At 45.9% G+C, this 19,654-nt stretch carries 21 protein-coding genes; 13 read left to right on the top strand and 8 right to left on the bottom strand.

Annotated elements, in window-relative coordinates; translation table 11 throughout:
* Nucleotides 1-774: a hypothetical protein gene (locus F8C67_RS00520; RefSeq protein WP_151665827.1), complete on the bottom strand. Its 774-nt coding sequence runs from the start codon at nt 772-774 to the stop codon at nt 1-3.
* Nucleotides 767-1,849, bottom strand: coding sequence for a ThiF family adenylyltransferase (locus F8C67_RS00515; protein WP_151665826.1), 1,083 nt, complete (start codon nt 1,847-1,849; stop codon nt 767-769). The genes F8C67_RS00520 and F8C67_RS00515 overlap by 8 nt, the downstream gene beginning before the upstream one ends.
* Before the next feature lie 124 nt (nt 1,850-1,973).
* Between F8C67_RS00515 and F8C67_RS00510 the strand changes: the two genes are divergently transcribed.
* The 6 genes from F8C67_RS00510 to F8C67_RS00485 all read left to right on the top strand — a co-directional run bounded on the left by F8C67_RS00510 (nt 1,974) and on the right by F8C67_RS00485 (nt 7,922).
* On the top strand, nt 1,974-2,447 hold the full coding sequence (locus F8C67_RS00510) for a response regulator (protein WP_151665825.1): 474 nt from the start codon (nt 1,974-1,976) through the stop codon (nt 2,445-2,447).
* Complete coding sequence (locus F8C67_RS00505) at nt 2,447-2,920, top strand: RrF2 family transcriptional regulator (protein WP_151665824.1); 474 nt, start codon at nt 2,447-2,449, stop codon at nt 2,918-2,920. The genes F8C67_RS00510 and F8C67_RS00505 overlap by 1 nt, the downstream gene beginning before the upstream one ends.
* Nucleotides 2,921-3,022: 102 nt before the next feature.
* Nucleotides 3,023-3,475 carry an META domain-containing protein gene (locus tag F8C67_RS00500; protein ID WP_151665823.1) on the top strand — a complete coding sequence of 151 codons (453 nt, stop codon included), beginning with the start codon at nt 3,023-3,025 and terminating at the stop codon, nt 3,473-3,475.
* Nucleotides 3,476-3,492: 17 nt separating this feature from the next.
* Complete coding sequence (locus F8C67_RS00495) at nt 3,493-4,866, top strand: pyridoxal-phosphate dependent enzyme (RefSeq protein WP_151665822.1); 1,374 nt, start codon at nt 3,493-3,495, stop codon at nt 4,864-4,866.
* Between the two features lie 3 nt (nt 4,867-4,869).
* Nucleotides 4,870-5,652, top strand: a complete 783-nt coding sequence (locus F8C67_RS00490; RefSeq protein ID WP_151665821.1) for an ABC transporter substrate-binding protein — start codon at nt 4,870-4,872, stop codon at nt 5,650-5,652.
* 89 nt (nt 5,653-5,741) lie between these two features.
* Nucleotides 5,742-7,922, top strand: a complete 2,181-nt coding sequence (locus tag F8C67_RS00485; protein WP_170266302.1) for an efflux RND transporter permease subunit — start codon at nt 5,742-5,744, stop codon at nt 7,920-7,922.
* On the opposite strand, the gene F8C67_RS00480 is transcribed toward F8C67_RS00485, so the two are convergent.
* Nucleotides 7,923-8,822, bottom strand: coding sequence for a T9SS type A sorting domain-containing protein (locus tag F8C67_RS00480; protein WP_170266301.1), 900 nt, complete (start codon nt 8,820-8,822; stop codon nt 7,923-7,925).
* Nucleotides 8,823-8,972: 150 nt separating this feature from the next.
* Entirely contained in the window at nt 8,973-9,461 is a 489-nt protein-coding gene (locus F8C67_RS00475) for a hypothetical protein (RefSeq protein WP_151665818.1), read from the bottom strand.
* Nucleotides 9,462-9,619: 158 nt separating this feature from the next.
* On the opposite strand from F8C67_RS00475, the gene F8C67_RS00470 reads away from it, so the two are divergent.
* The 4 genes from F8C67_RS00470 (at nt 9,620) to F8C67_RS00455 (ending at nt 12,516) form a co-directional block, all read left to right on the top strand.
* Nucleotides 9,620-10,213, top strand: a complete 594-nt coding sequence (locus F8C67_RS00470) for a 30S ribosomal protein S16 (protein ID WP_151665817.1) — start codon at nt 9,620-9,622, stop codon at nt 10,211-10,213.
* 15 nt (nt 10,214-10,228) lie between these two features.
* On the top strand, nt 10,229-10,750 hold the full coding sequence (gene rimM / locus F8C67_RS00465) for a ribosome maturation factor RimM (protein WP_151665816.1): 522 nt from the start codon (nt 10,229-10,231) through the stop codon (nt 10,748-10,750).
* A 74-nt stretch (nt 10,751-10,824) separates the two neighbouring features.
* The gene (locus F8C67_RS00460) at nt 10,825-11,181 is read left to right on the top strand and encodes a hypothetical protein (protein ID WP_151665815.1); all 357 of its coding nucleotides are present in this window, start codon (nt 10,825-10,827) and stop codon (nt 11,179-11,181) included.
* A 630-nt stretch (nt 11,182-11,811) separates the two neighbouring features.
* Nucleotides 11,812-12,516, top strand: a complete 705-nt coding sequence (locus F8C67_RS00455; RefSeq protein WP_151665814.1) for a tRNA1(Val) (adenine(37)-N6)-methyltransferase — start codon at nt 11,812-11,814, stop codon at nt 12,514-12,516.
* A gap of 146 nt (nt 12,517-12,662) precedes the next feature.
* Here F8C67_RS00455 and F8C67_RS00450 read toward each other — a convergent pair whose 3' ends face one another.
* The 4 genes from F8C67_RS00450 to F8C67_RS00435 all read right to left on the bottom strand — a co-directional run bounded on the left by F8C67_RS00450 (nt 12,663) and on the right by F8C67_RS00435 (nt 16,579).
* On the bottom strand, nt 12,663-13,466 hold the full coding sequence (locus tag F8C67_RS00450; protein ID WP_151665813.1) for a hypothetical protein: 804 nt from the start codon (nt 13,464-13,466) through the stop codon (nt 12,663-12,665).
* A 4-nt stretch (nt 13,467-13,470) separates the two neighbouring features.
* A complete protein-coding gene (locus tag F8C67_RS00445; protein WP_151665812.1) occupies nt 13,471-14,268 on the bottom strand; it encodes a hypothetical protein in 798 nt (265 codons plus the stop codon).
* A 425-nt stretch (nt 14,269-14,693) separates the two neighbouring features.
* On the bottom strand, nt 14,694-15,020 hold the full coding sequence (locus F8C67_RS00440; RefSeq protein ID WP_170266300.1) for a hypothetical protein: 327 nt from the start codon (nt 15,018-15,020) through the stop codon (nt 14,694-14,696).
* A gap of 212 nt (nt 15,021-15,232) precedes the next feature.
* Complete coding sequence (locus F8C67_RS00435) at nt 15,233-16,579, bottom strand: saccharopine dehydrogenase family protein (protein WP_151665810.1); 1,347 nt, start codon at nt 16,577-16,579, stop codon at nt 15,233-15,235.
* A gap of 103 nt (nt 16,580-16,682) precedes the next feature.
* Between F8C67_RS00435 and F8C67_RS00430 the strand changes: the two genes are divergently transcribed.
* From F8C67_RS00430 to pckA, 3 genes are read left to right on the top strand one after another with little or no spacing between them, the layout of a single operon-like run.
* Nucleotides 16,683-17,441 carry a DUF4476 domain-containing protein gene (locus tag F8C67_RS00430; protein ID WP_151665809.1) on the top strand — a complete coding sequence of 253 codons (759 nt, stop codon included), beginning with the start codon at nt 16,683-16,685 and terminating at the stop codon, nt 17,439-17,441.
* A complete protein-coding gene (locus F8C67_RS00425) occupies nt 17,411-17,809 on the top strand; it encodes a DUF423 domain-containing protein (RefSeq protein ID WP_223277490.1) in 399 nt (132 codons plus the stop codon). Before F8C67_RS00430 ends, F8C67_RS00425 begins: the two co-directional genes overlap by 31 nt.
* Nucleotides 17,810-17,867: 58 nt before the next feature.
* The gene (gene pckA, locus F8C67_RS00420) at nt 17,868-19,481 is read left to right on the top strand and encodes a phosphoenolpyruvate carboxykinase (ATP) (RefSeq protein ID WP_151665808.1); all 1,614 of its coding nucleotides are present in this window, start codon (nt 17,868-17,870) and stop codon (nt 19,479-19,481) included.
* Nucleotides 19,482-19,654: the final 173 nt, after the last annotated feature.

The following is a 19,654-nucleotide window of genomic DNA, read 5'->3' as shown; positions in this document are numbered from 1 at the left end:
CTATTGTTGATTGCTGAGGTTTAGGTTGAATGGGTTTTTAAACTCCTGTGGGTCAATCCCTTCTACAAGTAGATCGTACTCTACCTCAACTTCAATTCTTCTTCCTGGGGAAACTTCCGTGGTCACTTGCTGAAGATTCTTTCTCAATTCTTCGATTTTGCGTTGCTCGCTTCCACGGGCATGCTCAAGTGTGGTGGTGTCTTCTAATAATACGGCGGTAGCTAGTAGGTCGAGCTTAGGATAGTAGAAGGTGCCTTGGTTCCCTAAGTCGGTAATAATTTTACAACCTACTCTTTCCGCCCAGCGCACAGTGTAGGGTGCACATAAGGCAAACAGCGACTTTATGCCAAGCTGTTTGGTAATAACCGCCCCTGCTCTGGTGGCGAAAAAGCTACCTACGCCGAGACCTGCAACCTCTACACTATTCCAAAGTCCACATAGCTCACCTGTACCTTCAATTGAAAGTTCCTTGACCAATTCGTGAATTTTCGGATCCATGAAGCCCGTTGCTTCCTCGATAGGCAACGGTTGTGTGCCACCAGCGGCGTGCACACGGGCACCTCCGTAAACTTTCTTTCTGTCGAGTGATTCCACGATCACCACGAACACGGCAGGATTCTCTGCCCATGAGTTATTTGCAGATGTAACTTTCTTGACACCATGCACTTCTAGCACTTTCCTATGGCCATCGATAAACCGCTGAGAGCTCTCAGGGTCGTCGATAGCGCGAAATGCGCGAATTCTTACCTCAGGTTGATTCAACTCCTCACTCATCTCCTCCAATCAACTGTTCTAAATCAACATAATATCTGCCTGACTTAACATCATGGCCCAATAGTATTCTTCGAGCTGTATCTGTCATCATGGCTCCACCTAAGTTCACGGCTGAAGCCAGCTGTGGCCAAGTGGTAATACTCTTACCTATTTCAGCAAAAGAGGCTTTTGCTCTGTCACTTGCCTTTTCGTAATCGACAAGCGCAAATAACAAATTCCTTTTGTCTTCCTCGGTAAATGATGCCGGATCTTTTCCCTCGAATGGTTGTAGTCTCCCGTGAAAGATAGGTCTATTCTGTTCAATATCAAACCTTTCCACGTCAACCATTCCTCTATCCGAAGTATCCATAATCACCGGCATTTTCATCTGCTGGGCGATTTTTCGCAACATTATTTTGATGGGAAGTGAATCACACTCTTCAACGAGTATATCCAGGCCAGTCATGAATTCCACTGCGTTCGTTGGCTGAACGCCTTCGTGGAAGACTTCTATTTTGATGTATGGATCAATCTGAGCAATTTCCCTAGCGGCGATAACCGTTTTAGGCAATCCGAGCTGATGTAATCCCGCTCGCAATCTATTCAAGTTGCTCAAGTCCAGCGTGTCGAAGTCCGCTATTCGCAGCACACCTCCAACAGCTTCCATGGCTAGTGTAACGGCAGCAGACTGCCCCACACTAAGTCCAACTATTCCAATGGTCTTTCCGGCAAGCGCTTTCTGCTCTTCCGGTTTAATCTTATACTGATTTCGTGAGGTCCTAAGTTCTGCGAACATCTCCTCATCTAGAATTCGCACAACGGTATCCATCCAAGGGTAATACACCCAATTTCCACGGCTGTTACTGGCGTCTGCAATAAAGGCATCAACGGCAGAATCGAGCTCTTCTGGCGAATATGGTTGCTGTGGACGACGAATTTTTAGCCACTCGCCTACCTGCTGTTTGTAGGTATCAAAAACATGAAGCGGGGTTTCCTGTGCAATGGAGTCTGGCAATGAATCTGCATCGACAACTCTCTCAATAAGAGGTCGATATGACTCAGGGCCAACCTCCGGACTCATGTTACCGGCGGCCATAGATGTTCATTAGCGTTAGTAGATGGTTTCATGCGGTGTTCCCAATTATTTCCGCAATCAATGCTGCCGAAGTTACAAGAATTTGATTTGTTTAAATAATTTTATCGGCAGGACACAACCATTTATGACAAATCAAGAAACGGATAAGATTTCTGTTCTCTACGTAGACGACGAAGAAAACAACCTCAGATCTTTTAAAGCAACCTTTAGAAAGATCTACAAGGTTCATACTGCAATCTCAGGTGAAGAGGGATTGGAAGTATTGAAGAACAACGAAATCCAGATTATCATTACCGACCAACGCATGCCGGAAATGACGGGAATCGAATTCCTGACCAAGGTTCTCGACTTTAAGAAAGAGCCTATGCGCATGTTGTTAACGGGTTACTCTGACATCAACGCGGTAATCGATTCTATCAACAAGGGTGAGGTTTACCGCTACTTGACCAAGCCATGGAATGAAAATGAACTTCGCTCTGCAATTGAATCAGCCTACGAAGTCTTCGCTCTCAGAAAAGAAAACAAAGAACTTCTCAAAAAACTGGAAATCGCGAACGATCAACTCGAGTTCCTCCTTCGCCAACGCCTCTTGTCTTAATGCTATCTAAAAAGTCGAAGTACGCCATCAATGCGCTTGTTTACCTCGCTAAACAGGAGGACAATAGAATGGTGGTCGTTCAAGAAATTGCGGAGGAAGAGCACATTCCGCGCAAATTTCTAGAAGCTATACTTCTCGATTTGAAGCGGAACGGAATTCTAGGTTCCAAAAAAGGCAAGGGTGGTGGATACTATCTCTTACAGCGGCCAAATGAAATCAACCTCGCGGATATCATGCGCTTGTTTGATGGCCCCATTGCCCTTCTCCCCTGCGCTACCTACAAATTCTTCGAGAAATGCGAAGAGTGCAGAGACGAAGAAACGTGTGGGATTCGTGATGCCATTGTAGAGCTCCGAAACCAAACCGTGAACTTCCTCAAAGCAAGATCTCTGGAAGATATCTTGAACCGGGAAAACGAGCTCCGCGACGGTGAAAGAATGACACGTCAGCCTCGCCGTTCAGAGGACAACTAAGCCGCCGCAATATCAACTCAACATTAATTGCGCCATCCTTTCTGGGTAAGGCAGCTCAAACGTTGTAAATTGCGACGATTAACGCCATCAATTGGATATTTTATGTTGCGTAAAACTCTTTCCCTATTGACATTAGGAGCCTTGTTCTTCTTGGCTTCCTGTTCATCGAATTCCGAGAAAATCGAGCTTCCGATTCACGCCGAATGGTCCATCATCTCGATGGCTGGATACGAAGGTGAACTTCCGGCAGACCACTCACCCACGCTTCGAATGGTACTGGCCAACGTACATGGCAATGCAGGGTGCAACGAGTATCAGGGAAGGTTCACCATGCTGAACAATACCTTAAAGTTCAATGCTTCTGAATTTGCTGTGACACGCAAAATGTGTCCACCAGTAGTTATGGAAGTGGAAGATGTTTTCCTTCAAAATATGACCATGGTTAATTCATGGCAAATCAACTCCGACAATGAACTGATTCTCTCCAACGATGTTGGTAACGAGGTTCTACGCTTTGAATACATCAGAGAAATTGAACCAGAAGAGAAGAAGTAATTCGCTAAGCACATTTCATGAAAGATCTCCCAAAGGTTTACGACAATATCCTTCAGACCATCGGCAATACCCCGATGATTCAACTCAATAAAATCGCAGAAGACATTCCAGGAGTGGTTCTCGCCAAAACGGAATACTTCAACCCTGGTCATTCTGTTAAAGACCGCATGGCCCTCAAAATGATTGAGGATGCCGAGAAGCGAGGCGACATCAAACCTGGCGGCACCATCATCGAATGCACATCTGGAAATACGGGCATGGGCCTAGCCCTCGCTGCAATCGTAAAAGGATACAAACTCATCTGTACGCTCAGCGATAAGCAGAGCAAAGAGAAGATGGATATCCTACGCGCCATGGGTGCCGAGCTTTACGTTTGTCCGACAAACGTTGCTCCAGAGCACCCTGAGAGCTACTACAGCGTGGCTACTCGTCTAGCCAAAGAAATTCCAAATAGCTTCTACCCGTATCAATACGACAACCTCTCGAACCGCGAAGCGCATTACGAGTCTACCGGTCCAGAAATCTGGGAACAAACCGATGGAAAGATTACACACTTCGTAGTTGGCGTTGGAACAGGAGGAACCATTTCAGGCGTAGCGAAGTATTTGAAAGAGAAGAATCCGGATGTGAAAATCTGGGGCGTCGATAGCTACGGTTCAGTATTCAAGAAATACCACGAAACGGGCGAATTCGACGAAAGCGAAATCTATTCATACATCACTGAAGGCATCGGTGAAGACATCCTTCCAAAGAATGTTGATTTCAGTCTCATCGATAAATTCGAGAAGGTAACGGACCGAGACGGCGCTCTCGCTACACGTGAGCTCGCCCGCAAAGAGGGTCTACTACTGGGCTGGTCCGCCGGCTCTGCCTTCCAAGCAATTCGTCAGCTCAAGCACGAATTAGACGAAGATTCGGTAGTTGTTGTTCTCTTCCACGACCACGGCTCGCGCTATGTTGGAAAGATCTTCAACGACGATTGGATGGAGGAACGCGGCTTCTTGAACCACAAAAACAAGATGGCCAAAGACCTCGTAGACAAGCATCGTCATCTTCCACTTCTCACAGCTAATGCAAACGAACCAGTAGAGAATGCCATTCAGCTTATGCGCAAGCACGATGTATCGCAACTGCCTGTTGTTGACGGCGGGAAGTACGTTGGATCGCTTGATGATAGTAGACTTCTACAAGTTATTCTTGACAATCCGGCTGTTTCATCAAGACCAGCCAAGGAAATTATGGACGCGCCATTCCCGGTTGTTAGTCCAACCGAAGAAATACGAGACGTTGCCAAACGCCTAAACAAGAATACAGGTGCAGTGCTTGTGAAGTTTGGAGAAGATGAACACCATATTCTTTCTCGACACGACCTCGTTGCAGCATTGAGTTAAATCATGGAGATTATCGACCAAATCGGACGGCGAGTGAACGTTCCTGATGATCCTCAAAGGATCGTGAGTCTCGTTCCCTCGCAATCTGAGTTTTTGGCCGATATACAGCTCGGTGATCGCGTGGTGGGCATCACACGATTCTGCGAACGCCCTCGTGATTGGTTTTACAGCAAAGCTCGAGTTGGCGGAACTAAAGACCCTGACTTAGAGCGAATTGCGGCATTAAAACCCGACCTCATCCTGGGTAACTTCGAAGAAAACACAAAGAAGACCATTCATGAGCTAGAACATCGCTACCCGGTTTGGCTAAGTGATGTGAAAGACTTGTCTACCGCCTATGCCATGATGCACGATATTGGTCAAATGACGCATCGTCAGGATCTCTCGCAACAGTGGATTGCGAACATCCACGATCAATTCGAGAAGCATAGTCCGGAGAAAACGGGGCTAAGAGTTCTCTATCTCATTTGGAAGGACCCATACATGGCTGCGGGTAGAGACACCTTCATCCATTCGATGCTAGAAGAAGCAGGATTCGAGAACGTCTTAAGTGATCCGAAATCGCGATATCCAAAACTGGAGTTTGAAGAGATTGAAGCATTGAAGCCTGACTTGGTGTTCTTGTCATCTGAACCCTACCCTTTCTCTGAAGAACACATCGCAGAATTTCAAAACTACTTTGGCTTGCGTGCGTTAACCGTAGATGGCGCGGCATTCAGTTGGTATGGGACTAGGTTGCTGCACAGTGCGAAGTATTTTGGAGAACTTCATTCAAGAATTAAATGAAAGGTGAAAGCTGGCATGTGAGAATATTCTCGGGAATAGCCCGCTCAATTTTTCATTCCCCCAGAAAATGGTTTGTTGGAAGCGCGCTTGTGCTAGGATTTCTGATCGCCGGTCTTCCGCGACTTGAATTCGTACTTGACTACACGCGCTTCTATACCGAGGATAGCCCGGTTACAACATTCTTCAAGACCTTTCAGAATCAGTTTACGGGCGACGCTCAGGCTGTTTGGATTATGCCGGAGACGGAACAGCATGCTTTTCATCCAAAAACGCTCCAGCAACTGCATGCATTAAACGACACACTTCGAAACATCGAAGGCGTTGAAAATGTGCTTTCTCTTCATAACCTTGAGCTGCCGTTGAGAAATGCGTTTGGCTACCAAACTGAGCGTTTGGTGAGGAATGACACAATCTCTGCATTCGACTCGACTAGGGTAATGACTTTACCCCTTACCGCCAATCAGTTGGTTTCAAAATCAGGCAGATACCCCGCTTTGGTGTTGCAATTCGAGGAGACGTATCCCAAGGATTCGGTTTATGAAAGACTTCGGGAGATTGATCAAATCATGCATGCCCGGTTTGCTAGCTCGCACATGGCGGGTAGGTACTGGGGCGAAGTTCAGTACAACGACATGCTCCAGACGGAGACCGTAAAAGGAATCATTGGATCAGTGGTTGTGCTAATCGTCATGCTGTGGATCCTCTTTCGAAGAGTAGGCAGCATAGTCCTCCCCGCAATCGCAATCGTTCTAGGAGTGCTGGCCTTCTTTGGCCTGAAGGGATGGGCAGGTTGGCCAATTGACCTTCTTGGGGTCCTCTTTCCTCCTCTTCTCCTGATTGTTGGTCTGAGTGATGTCGTACACCTCTATGCTAAGATTCAGTGGAAACTTCACCTGAAGCTAAGCTTGCGCGATGCTGTGAAAGAAGCATGGAGCGAAACAGGTTACGCAACTTTCTTAACCTCCTTAACCACGGGCATTGGGTTTATGAGTCTTTTGTCCACTAAGATTCTACCCATCCGAAACTTTGGTTGGGAAGCTGCTTGGGGGGTGGTGATGATGTTCGGGGTTTGCATAGTTGTGATTCCCATCTTCTTGAGACTAGCCAAGAATCAGATTTGGCAACCACGTGCCGCTACAAACGATTCGTGGACCAAGATGGGTGACTATGTGAGTAGTATTGCGGCGAAGAGGTGGACGGTGCCGTTGACGATGTCGGTTGTCATCACATTGGGTGTTGTTGGCGCTTTGCGTGTAGAATCTGGAGTTACCAACTACTGGCAAATCGATCCTGAAGCCACCTTGAAGAGAGATTTGGTCTTCTTTGATGAGGAATTTGGTGGTGCGCGCTACTTGGACATCGGCATAAAAAAGGTGGATGATGATTACGTGGATGGCCCTGCGGACTTTCGTGTGGTTGAAGAGCTAACGCAGTATATGCGCAGTAATCCAGCTATTGGTTCGGTGTTAAGTGCTTCCGACATTCCTTCCGCGCTAAACATGGCTCGATTCGCCGGCCTTCCTGAGTACTTTGAGCTTACGGAAAGCGAAAGCAATTTGGAACAAGACCTCGACATGTGGTTTCTAGCAGATTCTGTAGGATACCACCGCTTTGTTAGTCTGGACGGTAAATGGCTGCGAATTTCGGCCAGATTGGCGAATGTGAAAACGGATAGCGCAATTGCCATTCAAACAGGAATTAAAAATAAATTGGCGGAGATAGATGAGAATTATTCGTTGGAGTTCACGGGCAATTCGGTCTTGATGGACACAACGAACGACATGCTCGTTGAGAACATGTTCCAGAGTTTGGCTTTGGCATTTATCATTATTGCCATTCTCATGAGTCTCTTGTTCCGATCCTTGCGGATGCTTGTACTTTCGCTATTGCCGAATGTTCTGCCGCTTTTGATTGCTCTTGGAGTTATTGGCTATATGGATATTCCGCTCGGCACGAGCACAGCGCTAATTCTTACCATTGGCTTTGTGATTGCGGTTGATGACACGATTCATTACTTGATGAAGTTCCGCTTGAAAATGATGGAAACGAATGACGTTAAGACTGCGGTAAAAGAAACGAACGCACAAGTAGGTCGTGCGCTCGTTTTGAGTTCCAGCGTGATGTTGGCGGCATTTATCCCACAGTTTTTCTCGGCGTTTTTGGAGCAGTTTTACTTTGCTGTAGTGACTAGCGGAGTAATCTTATCGGCCCTTGTTGCCGACCTATTCCTGTTGCCATGGTTGTTATTGAGGTTTTATAGGAAGAGGTGATTATTCTATTACAAATTCAAACGTCTGCACACTTCCTGAAGTTTCACTCTCCAGTGCTATGAAGTACATTCCAGCGGTGAGATTAAGGGAATTCAGATCCACGCTGTCATCTATCAAACTTCCATTGGACACCACTCGTCCGCTTACATCCAAAATAGAGTAGGAATAACTTTCAGAAGCTACTAGCCCGTGAATATGGAGAACATCTGCAGCTGGGTTGGGAAAAATAAAGTTGTTGTGGTTAGTTGTATGGAATTCAGGAGTGGAAATGCTCACATCAGAATCGAGCAACAACCAGTGAATGGCAGAGCTTTGAAAACCGAAGGTATCAACTGCATGTTCGTTGATTCCGATTAATACATCTCCATTTGTGAATCGGTTTACTACAGCATAGGGAGAAAGGTTATTGCCCGTAGAATAGGTCTTCACCCAATTGGTTGTGTTCTGATTTGCATTGTAGTTAATTATTGAAAGACTCGCAGAGTCCGTGAGATAGGCATAGGAAAAAGTCGTTGCAGAAGTATTCACGAAAATCATGATCACACTATCAGCATCAGAATCGTCGGCCATATCTTGCGGTAAGGTATGTACAGAAGAAGTTGGAGGTAATAGGGTGCCCAAAGAGAGAGTATCTGCAAACCCCTTTTCGTTTACTGTATCCGATTCCGAAATAAAAACGGAATATTCATCGGGATAAGGCGGAGTCTGTTGCATGTCCCAATACCTCCCAGTGCCTACCGCAAGAGGAAGTTCATTGTTGTCACGCCTTATTAATTCTTGTACTAGGAAATGCTGCCAAGTGGTAACTGGTCCCCAAAAGGTGTGATACCCCTGTGAAATTACCGAAGCTGAAGAGATCGATACATCGGCGAGGATGAACGCCTGGTCTGTTGTAAGCATCATTGCTCCACTAGTGCCCAAGCTCTTAGCGTCAAAAAAAGCGCTAAACCCTGAAGGCAGTATGTTGGGAAAGTAAAATCTACTACTCCGATCTGCAAGATTCCCTGGAGGGGCAATTACGGCACAGCTTTGACCGTGATACGTTCCACTTCAGTAAACATATAGAGCGGAATTGTGATCAAGGCTACCTAGGATGACAACTCCATTCGTATCATTCAAGGCAATACTGTAATCTGAAACGTTTGTGAGGTCTGCAGTATAATTAAGAAATCCCGATTGAGTCAATCCGTTTGAATTTCTCCAATCGGTGGTAGTGTATGTAAGATGAACATAGCTTGATTGATAGACTTTCATGTCGGAAACATACACCGACACAGAATCTGGTAGACCTAGTTGCTGATTCAAGCTTACTTCATGAATGGTCTCCAACTGACGGTCTGCGCGAACAAGCCATGTTTCAGCTTCTGTGAATTCCGAATCATAGTCCAATCGTACGTAATAAACTTCATCGTTCATGATTTCCATGAATCGCGTTTCGGTAAACTGAGAAGTATGCGTGTATTTGTCCAGGAACTGACCTTGGGAATGGACAAAAGTGAGGACTGAAAAGATGAATAGGAGTATAACCTTTCGAATCATGAGAGAGAATTATGAGAGTTGAACACCTGTTTCTAAAAGTACACACGTGCTTTTATTACAAGTAGTTGGTTGAATATCGGAATATTGTACCGATATTTGCGCCCTCAAATTCATTATTTATTAATCAACCGGGTTTCGGACCCTTAACCGATTAAAACATGGCAACACGAATTCGTTTGCAACGTCACGGCCGTAAGCGCCGCGCCATCTTCACCATCGTAGTAGCAGATCAAAGAGCTAAGCGTGATGGAAAATACATCGAGAAGATCGGCCAGTACAATCCTAACACAAACCCTGCAACTATCGATCTAGACTTTGATCGTGCTGTAGATTGGGTTATGAAAGGTGCTCAACCAAGTGACACTGCTCGTGCTATCTTGTCTTACAAAGGAGTGCTCATGAAGAAGCACCTTCTCGAAGGTGTTAAAAAAGGAGCCCTTACTGAGGAGCAGGTAGAAGAAAAATTCAACGCGTGGTTGGAAGAGAAAGAAAATCGCATCCAATCTAAGCGTGAATCTTTGACTAGCGCTAAAGACGCTGACCGCAAGGCTCGTCTTGAAGCTGAAGCTGAGGTGAACAAGAAGCGTGCTGAGGCTATCGCCGCCAAGAACGCTCCTGAGCCAACCGAAGAGGAAGCTGCTGAAGAGGCTACTGAAGAAGTAGCTGCCGAAGCACCAGCTGAAGAGGCTCCTGCCGCTGAAGCTGAAGCTCCTGCTGAAGAAGCTAGCGAAGAAGAAAAGTCTGCCGAGTAATTCCACATTGACGATATGCGTACCGAAGACTGTTTCGTTCTCGGAACAATTACTCGTCAACATGGCTACAAAGGCGACGTAGTAGCGAAGATCGATACCGATCGTCCCGACTACTACCAAAATTTGGAATCAGTCCTATTGCTGGAAGGCGGAGGACTGATTCCTTTTTTTATTACCCATGCCCAGCTCCTGAAAAAGGACCAACTCCTCCTTCGTTTCGAAGAAGTAAAAAGTGGTCGTGAAGCCGAAGCACTCATGGGCCGGGAGTTGTTCCTCCCACTTTCCTCCCTCCCACCGCTCGAAGGAAAAAACTTTTACTTCCACGAAATCGCAGGTTTTCAAGTCCACGCTAACGGACATCTCATTGGAACTGTGAAAGATGTGATTGACCGTCCAGGTCAACCCGTACTCCAAGTAGAAGAAGGTGAGGCTGAAATTCTTATTCCAATGGTGGATGAGTTCATTGAGAAAATTGACCGTTCCGAAGGTTGTTTGTACCTTCAAGTTCCAGACGGACTGGTCGATTTATATCGATGAATTAACTCATGAAGCAACCTCCACTCGATCCGCGATCACTGCAATCGATATTTTTTCTGCTCCTATTCGCCCAAATGGCATTTCTAGGAGTTGTACTGCTATTCCTTCGTGAAGACAATCAGTTCATTTTCGAATTGTCCAATCTATTTCATTGGGCACTGCCACTTGGAATTTTGGGTCTCGACATCATCGCCTGGAACACTTTCCAAAGTCGCATAAGCACAGAGGGCGAAAACGCGGATATGATTGACCGAGTCAACAACCTGCAAGGCGCCTACATCGTGCTGTGGGTCATGGTTCAAGTGGGCACATTCGTGCTCCTCGTCTTCTCCATCCTAGAACAAAACGATTACTTCATTTTATTAAGCCTAGCACAAATCATTTTCTATGTAACGTTAAGACCGAGGTTGTTTGATTTTCTGACGGAGTGAAAGGATCACCTCGTTCCTCGGTGAAAGGATTCTCCCCGCCGGCTGGCGGGAGAGAAAAGGATCACCCGCCATTCGGCGGATGAAAGGCCTAAGCCGAGGAGAATTGGAAAGTCCAGCCCTCTGACTAAAGTTGCACGGGCTGAAGCCCAGTGCCAATTGAAGGATTTTCGGAAAGCCTATGTTTTACATGCACAACAATCTAACCCTATACGCACGGGCTGAAGCCACGTGCCAATTGAAGATTTTCCGAAGCCTTATGTATTGCATGTCTGACCCTCTAAACCTAGATGCACGGGCTGAAGCCACGTGCCAATCGAAGATCTTCCGAAGCCTTATGTATTGCATGTCTAACCCTCTAAACCCTAGATGCACAAACCGAAGCCACGTGCCAATCGAAGATTTTCCGAAGCCTTATGTATTACATGTCCAACAATCTAACCCTGGATGCACAAACTGAAGCCACGTGCCAATTGAAGATTTTCCGAAGCCTTATGTATTGCATGTCTGACCCTCCAACCCTCCACCCCTCTAACACTCTAACCCTCTAACCCTCTAACCCTCTCCCGAATCAGCTCCGCTTCTCGGGATTCCTCCCTTCGGTCGGAACATCAATCCATAAGTCCACCACCAATGTCCTTCAAATTCAAACAATTCACCGTCCACCACGATAAATGCGCCATGAAAGTGGGCATGGACGGATCGTTGCTAGGCGCATGGGCAGGAACCAATCAGCATACCTTACGTGTATTGGACATTGGAACCGGAACTGGGTTAATCGCCTTGATGATTGCTCAACGGTTTCCAGAGGCTGAGATTATTGGCATTGACATTCAGAGTTCGTGTTTAGGACAGGCGCGGGAGAACGTGGAATCCTCTCCTTTTGCTCAGCGTATCGAAATCGTCGAATCTTCGATTCAAGATTTTGAAGATGAGCCATTTGACTTAATCGTCTGCAATCCTCCATTCTTCAATCGCAGTAGTAAATCGGGAGAAGGAGCGCGCGATACGGCGCGCCACGACGATACCCTTTCTTTCTCGGAACTGGCAACAAATGCATCCCGGCTCTTATCCGACACGGGAACCTTCGCGCTAATCATTCCGGAGGATAGAGCTCGTGAATTCGCGGAGCTAGCTGAGCAGAATAGCCTGCACTTGCACAGAAGCGTACAGGTTCGAGGTCGCGTTGGTGGTCCAGTAAAGCGGAGGTTATATGAATTCGGTAAGCGATATCCTGCCGAAGCGCCGCAATTGGGTGAGATTTCGGTAGAGAATGCTCCGAGAAGTTGGACGGAGGAGTATAAAGAATTGCTGAGGGATTTTTATGTGGTGTTGTAAGGTTGGGGAGTGATGGAGGAGCGGAATGATGGACCTATGGACTAATAGACTTTCGGACTATTGGAACAGGCTTTGTCCCTTGTCCCTTCCTGATTTTGGTTGACAGGTCACACGCCAAGTTAATGTTTACGCCCTACTTCTTTGGATCAATCTTTCTTCGGGATGGTAAATGTGGTGATATAGAGATTATGCACACCTTCATTCCTCAAGTCAAGATTTCTTAAATGTTGAATATTCCCAATATGGAATGCCACCTCGTAATCTCCTGGTGGTAGTTCAGAAAATTGAAAAACATTCTGGGGATTTCTAATCCCTTTGATCGGATAACACTCGAATGGTTTGCCGTTTCTTTTTATTTCGCGTGGAACAACAGTCCAGTTATTCTCACCCAAATTAGCTGCCATTGTGGTGATGTAAACAGCCGCTGAATTACCCTTTACACTAAGAGAATCAATTCCATGCAGGCTAGAGAATCCGCAAGATATCACCCCCACGTCAACATATCGAATCAATTGATCACGCAGGGTGTATGACAGTTCGTATGCTCTATACCTCAACACCTGCTTCAATTCGTAATCATCTAGCCCCTCCAACTCGGAGTCTTCTACCAATTCAATTTGGCAGTCCATTTCACGGCAAACAGAATCCATGTAGTGCTCATACTCTTGATAGATTAAGAGTAGATGGTTCTTTGAAGTCGCTTTACTCCAACTTTGATCAAAGAGGATTTCTCGGTATGATATAGCATTAGAGAGGCGGGCAATCGGCTGTGCTCTCATTTTTTCGGCCCCAGCATGCATCAAGTAATAGTGCAAGGATTGAGAGTTCTCTTTGACTATTGCTGTAGATCGTTCGAGGTTCTCTATTAGGGATTGATTAGCGTCGCTATGGCATCCTCCGATTACCATCAGACCCAACAAATAAACTAGGGTGATTCTTCCTCGAAGCATAATCTTAGAATGTATGGTGTTGATAAATCGAATCGCGTTGATTTTCGTAAGAAAAGTACGCCCTGCTATATATGTCATATTTACCCAGAGCACTCGTACTCACGCTGATATCTATCCTATTAGAATAGGAGTCCACCCATTCAGGGTTATATGCACTTCCATTGAACAAAAGACTATCAATGATGATGGTATCTGCGCGCCATATTTCATGTGAGGATTCCCAACGTTTGGGATAATCCCAGAAGGTGTGCTCTACACTTGAGTAGACACCTTCACTTGTTCTCGTCTCGTGAATGCACAGGGTGGAGCCAGGGTATACTATCGAAATACAGATGTTTTGATTGCTCATTATCGCCTCAACCACAGAAAAACATAAGTCGGTCAAAATAAACTCCTTAAGAACCGCGCTAGAACCTTGAGCATATGCCAACAATGAGTCTTTGAGAACATCCCTGTCTTCTCCATATTGCAGATGTTCATAAAACTCTTCTACTAAGCGTTCGTATTCAGCCTCTAATTCAGGCGTATTACCAGATTCATGGCTCATTTTCGAGTACTGATGTAAGCTCCTTACCGTCTTTTCAGAAAGTTGAACCCAAGGCTTCAGACGTGGATAATTTCTTTCTTGATAGGTTACTTGGAGCTCTCTTCTAAGCAAGTGAATTGATTTATTAATCCGATCAGTAGAAATCTTCAGTATATGTTCTTCAAAAGCCTTCTTATGTTGAGCATCAGTAGTGGGGCTACATGCAGATAACATGAAGGTCGCAACGAGAATTGCGTAGGCTGTAAGACGGTTCATGAGCGCGGCGGTTAGATAAATCTAACGTTGGGACATTTCATATTATTCTGAAACCCGAGTGTCTTCGCGAATAGATGCAGTGGTCTTCTTCATGAATGACTCCTATGAATCAGGGTAGAATTCGGGAATATTCGGACGGTTTGACCATGGGTTTTCATAGGGGGCCTACAAACCCCTCCCCGTTCTCAAGCTACACTTCCCATCGCACACTAGTCGGATGGTAAACGTTTAAAAACGGGTAGTTTTCAACTTCACACAATTGAACAAAATTGTCCCCGTGAAAATTGACTTCTATTCGAAAATGATTTGGAACTTCAGACCGGGAGGGGCTGAATAGCCCCCTTAATTAAACCTCTTCTCAACCTTTCCTCTACCCTGGTACAGTTTAACTCTTTCGCTAGTTCACCCTGTGTCCAATGAGCGATCTAACCCACGAACGGGAAGTAGTAGATATACGCAGCTGCCCCAACCACAATTCCAACGAGCAACCTGTATAAACCGAGTCTCCTCATGGGGCTAGGTGAATCTATGAAGAGGAGAATGAGCACAATCATCACTGTCGAGATCACTAGCCCTATGAGTAAACTGAAATCTCCTCCAGGCAGATGTATTGACGAGAATAAGAGTCCAACGCAAATTTCAGCAAGACCCAATCCACTTAGAATAGCGAGGCTCAAATGCTTGCTTGAAATTACACCTCTTGTTCGAGCATCGGACACTTCCGAGAATTTCAATCCATTCAAAAATGCCATTGAGGTGAGAAAATAAAAGCAAGCCAATAAGGCAAGTCCAAGCATTATCGAGTAAGTAGCAAAGGGGAGTTTCAAAACTTTAAGCATCAAACCAACACCTAAAATAATTATAAACACACGCTCCAATGCTTTCATAATTCTCTATTCACATCTTTTGTACCACTAGACCTTCGCCCTAAGCCTCAAGTCTCTTGCCTCTCGACTGTTGCCTCCTAATATCCCTTATACTCCACTTCCCTCTCCTCAAATGTAATCCCCTCCTCTGCCAACTCAGCCAGAATCGGTTCATAGATTTCCTTAGTGATCGGGAGGTGTACTCCAGGAGTGGTAATCTTCTCTTCGAGAATCATACGAGTTGCAATACCAACCGGCAAGCCAACCGTTTCTGCCATTGCCGTATTCTCGGCGTCTTTTCCTTTGCGAACCATGTGACTCTCAATCATTTTGTTCTCACCGTTAAGAGAGAATCCGAACTTGTGCCACATGACAATCATATCTTGATCTTGAGGGTCCATTCCCCATTTCTTTTCCAAGATATGTTGTAACGCCTGCGCTGGTGTTGCCTTGTCAAGCCCCAAAGGTGTCTCTTCAAACAAATCAAGCCATTCGAGCTTTTCCATCAACTCGGAATCCTGAGGTATTTGCAAATAGTGCATCAACTTGAGTTCTACCGAATCTTGAGGATTATAAGCCAAGAAGGTATTCAGAAAAGAGCGGTGCGTCATATCCTTCACGCCTTCCAATTGATAGCTGTCGTCGGTCATTCCCAACTTAACGAACACATCCCATGCTCGGCAGAAGCCTGGTCTGCGAAGTGTGCCGCGGTAAATGGTCGGAATATTCTCCAATCCATAAACCCCTCTATAGCGAAGTGAATCTCGATTTGCATATCCTTCGAATCGACCGTAGTGCGGAATGTCGATGAATTCGGTTCTGCGGAAAAGTTGATGATAAGGGATGTACTTGTACTTGCCCTCTTGCATGAACTTCACTGCTCCTCCAGCTCCAGCAAGAACGACGTTCCTAGGGTTCCAACTAAACTTATACCCCCACGGGTTATTGTCGCTTTCTGGGGCGACCAGACCACCAGTAAAGGATTCGAAAATCTTCATTTCGCCACCCTTCGCTCGAATTTCATCGAGGACTTTCATGGCAGAAAGATGATCGATACCTGGGTCTACTCCGATCTCATTCATCAAAATAACCCCTGCTTCTACAGCCTTATCGTTGAGCGCTTCCATTTGAGAGCTCACATAACTCGCAGTAACCATGTGCTTCTTCATAGAAATGCAGTCCTCAGCAACAGGCACGTGCATGTGGGCTGGAAGCATACTGATCACCAAATCTGCCTTTTCAATAGCTCCACGGCGCTCCTCTTCATTCGTAATATCGAGAGAGATCGCATTGAAGCGATCGTCGCCAGATGCTCTCTTTTCGGCTAACGCGGTATTCTGATCACAGATGGTCATTGTCCAATCTGCCTTTCCTGCGTGTTTTGCAATATAATCGACTAAACTCTTGGTTGACCTTCCGGCTCCGATGAGAAGAATATGCTTCATGGGTTATTTAAGCGTTGAACGATTCACATTCATGGGGAGTCAAAGTTATAAATCGAACACTTCCCACCTCATCTCTAGCCGTGTTTTTTCTTAGCTTTCGGCCATGTTAGTGAGCGTCAGAATAGTAACCTTCCTGATTTTACTGAGTACGTGGACCGTATCCGCGCAAGTTATTCAAGTGGATCTTCCACAGTCAGCAGATTTGATACTCGATTCTGTCAAAATCGGTGAAAATCTAACTTCTGCAGCGTTTGAAACCGATACGAATCCGCACATTCTCTATGTCATTCGAGATAGCACTCTTGTTACGTCAAAGACTATTAAACTGGGTATCTCTGAGAAGAGAAAGTACATCTTAGAGGATGACGGACTCGGAAGTGAGCGCCTATTCTATCGGTCTGGTCCTGTTACAACCGAAATAACATCGATTTCTGGAAACTCTACTTTCGATGTTGCTTCCGTATCTACCGCATTTATATCGATTGAGGATTCGATTCGCATGGACTCCGCTCTTACTGATTTACCAGAACCAGATGTAATTGCCATAGCGGATCCAGATTCCCTAGAGATTGAGGTGGAAACATTCGATCAGGCACTGGATAGAATTTCGGAGATTGACTTGGAGTTTGACAGATCTCAGGCGATGATTGCTTGGGCTGGGAAGAACGATATGACCGTAGCACAGATTCGAAAGTTTGGCGAATTATCGGCGTTCGACCCTTCACGGTTTATGCTTCTCCAGCGTTTGTATCCGTTCTGTACAGATGCTGAGAATTTCGGATCACTGCGAGACCTCTTCGATTTTAATCAGTATAAAAATCAGTTTTCAGAATGGCTAGCAAAGCAGAGCGAGGTGGAATGATGGCAGGTACCATCTTTATGGTATTAGGAGTGATATTGGGAGCCATGGGTGCTCATGCCTTGGAGAAGTCGTTAACTCCAGCTGCACTCGACAGTTTTGAAACAGCGGTTAGATACCAGATTTATCACGGACTAGCACTCCTAATTTTGGCCCGCTACAAGTCGTTCAACAAGACTATTTTATATCTCTTCATTGGAGGAGTCATTCTCTTCTCTGGATCCATCTATTTGTTAACAACAGATGAGTTGATGAGCGTCTCTCTTTCTGCGCTAGGCCCCGTGACACCTATCGGCGGAATGCTGCTCATCATAGGATGGATAGTGCTGTTTATCAACATTCTCCGCGAAAAGTCCGCAAATAGAGGTTGATTTAAGGTATAAGTGTCTAATTTTGCAGGATAACCCATTGAAAGTCGATTCTGTAATCATGAATAACGAAGCCATCAAACCGGCCAGCGCTGATTTATCAGTTTATGGCATCCGGGATGCGCAAGTGCATTGGAATCTAAGTACAGAAAAGCTCGCTGAGATTAGTGTTGAAAACAACATGGCCGTACGTGCCGACTCAGGAGCCATTTCAGTAAACACAGGAGAATTTACAGGCCGTTCGCCTAAAGACCGATTCATCGTTCGCGATGAGCACACCGAAGACCACGTGTGGTGGGGTGACATCAACATCGGTTTTGACCCAGAGGCATTCGACCGTTTGCACGCTAAGGTGTGTGATTACCTTTCTGGAAAGGAATTGTACGCTCGCGATGTATACGCTTGTGCCGATGACCGCTACAAAATGAACATCCGCGCCATCAACGAATTGCCTTGGAGCAACTTGTTCGTAAGCAACATGTTCATCAATCCTTCTGAAGAGGAGTTGAAAAACTTCGAAGCTGAATGGACCATTATCAATGCGCCAGGATTTAAAGCAGATCCTGCCGTAGACGGGACTCGTCAGCACAACTTTGCCATCATGAGTTTCGCCAAAAAAACCATCCTCATCGGAGGAACAGGGTATACCGGCGAAATGAAGAAAGGCATCTTCTCTGCATTAAACTTCATCCTTCCACATTCTAAGAACACATTGTCTATGCACTGCTCTGCCAACGTTGGCGAAGACGGTGATACGGCAATCTTCTTTGGATTATCAGGTACGGGAAAAACTACGTTGTCTGCAGACCCGAACCGTAAGCTTATTGGTGACGATGAGCACGGTTGGACATCTGACAACGCTATTTTCAACTTCGAAGGTGGCTGTTACGCCAAGGTTATTGACCTAAGTGCAGAAAAAGAGCCAGACATCTTCAACGCTATCAAGCCTGGAGCGCTCTTAGAGAACGTTACATTTATTGATGGCACGAATGAGGTTGACTTCCACGATAAGTCTATCACCGAGAACACTCGCGTGAGCTACCCAATCGAGCACATCCGCAATATCCAGGTTCCTTCTGTTGGTCACAATCCGAAGAACATCTTCTTCTTGACCGCTGATGCGACAGGTGTATTGCCTCCAATTTCTAAATTAACGCCTGGTCAGGCTGCATACTACTTCATCTCTGGCTACACCGCTAAGGTTGCCGGTACTGAAGCGGGCATCACTGAGCCAGTAGCTGCATTTAGTGCATGTTTTGGAGCTCCTTTTATGCCGCTTCACCCAACTAAGTATGCCGAAATGCTCTCTGCAAAAATGCAGGAAGTAGGTGTAAATGTTTGGTTGGTGAACACAGGATGGTCTGGTGGTGCCTACGGCACAGGATCACGTATCAAACTCAAGTTCACTCGTGCAATGATTACAGCTGCACTTACCGGTGATCTTGACGGAGTTGAATACAAGGAGCATTCAGTATTCGGTTTGAGCATGCCAACAGCTTGTCCGAATGTACCTGATGAGATTCTCGATCCAAGGCAAACTTGGGCTGATGGCGACGCATATGACGAAGCTGCCCTTACGCTTGCCGGTAAGTTTGAGAAGAACTTCACCAAATTTGAAAGTAACGCTAGCGAGGAAATCCTTGCCGGCGGACCAAAGGTATCTGCGAAGGTTTAGTACCTGAGTAAGATTCGATATTGAGGAGCCCTCACCGAAAGGTGGGGGTTTCTTTTTTTAATGCGCTTCGCGCAAGAATTGCCCGTTGGCGATAAAGCTCTGCAGCCTAACGGCTGAGAACAAGGCAGCCTTCGGCAGCAAGATAGGAACCCGTCAACCAAAGCTCACTCTTA

The organism is Phaeocystidibacter luteus (assembly GCF_008933115.1).
GTDB classification, from domain to species: Bacteria; Bacteroidota; Bacteroidia; order Flavobacteriales; family Schleiferiaceae; genus Phaeocystidibacter; species Phaeocystidibacter luteus.
The sequence above is the reverse complement of the archived record's forward strand: the minus strand, read 5'-3'. Positions and strand labels throughout refer to the sequence as shown.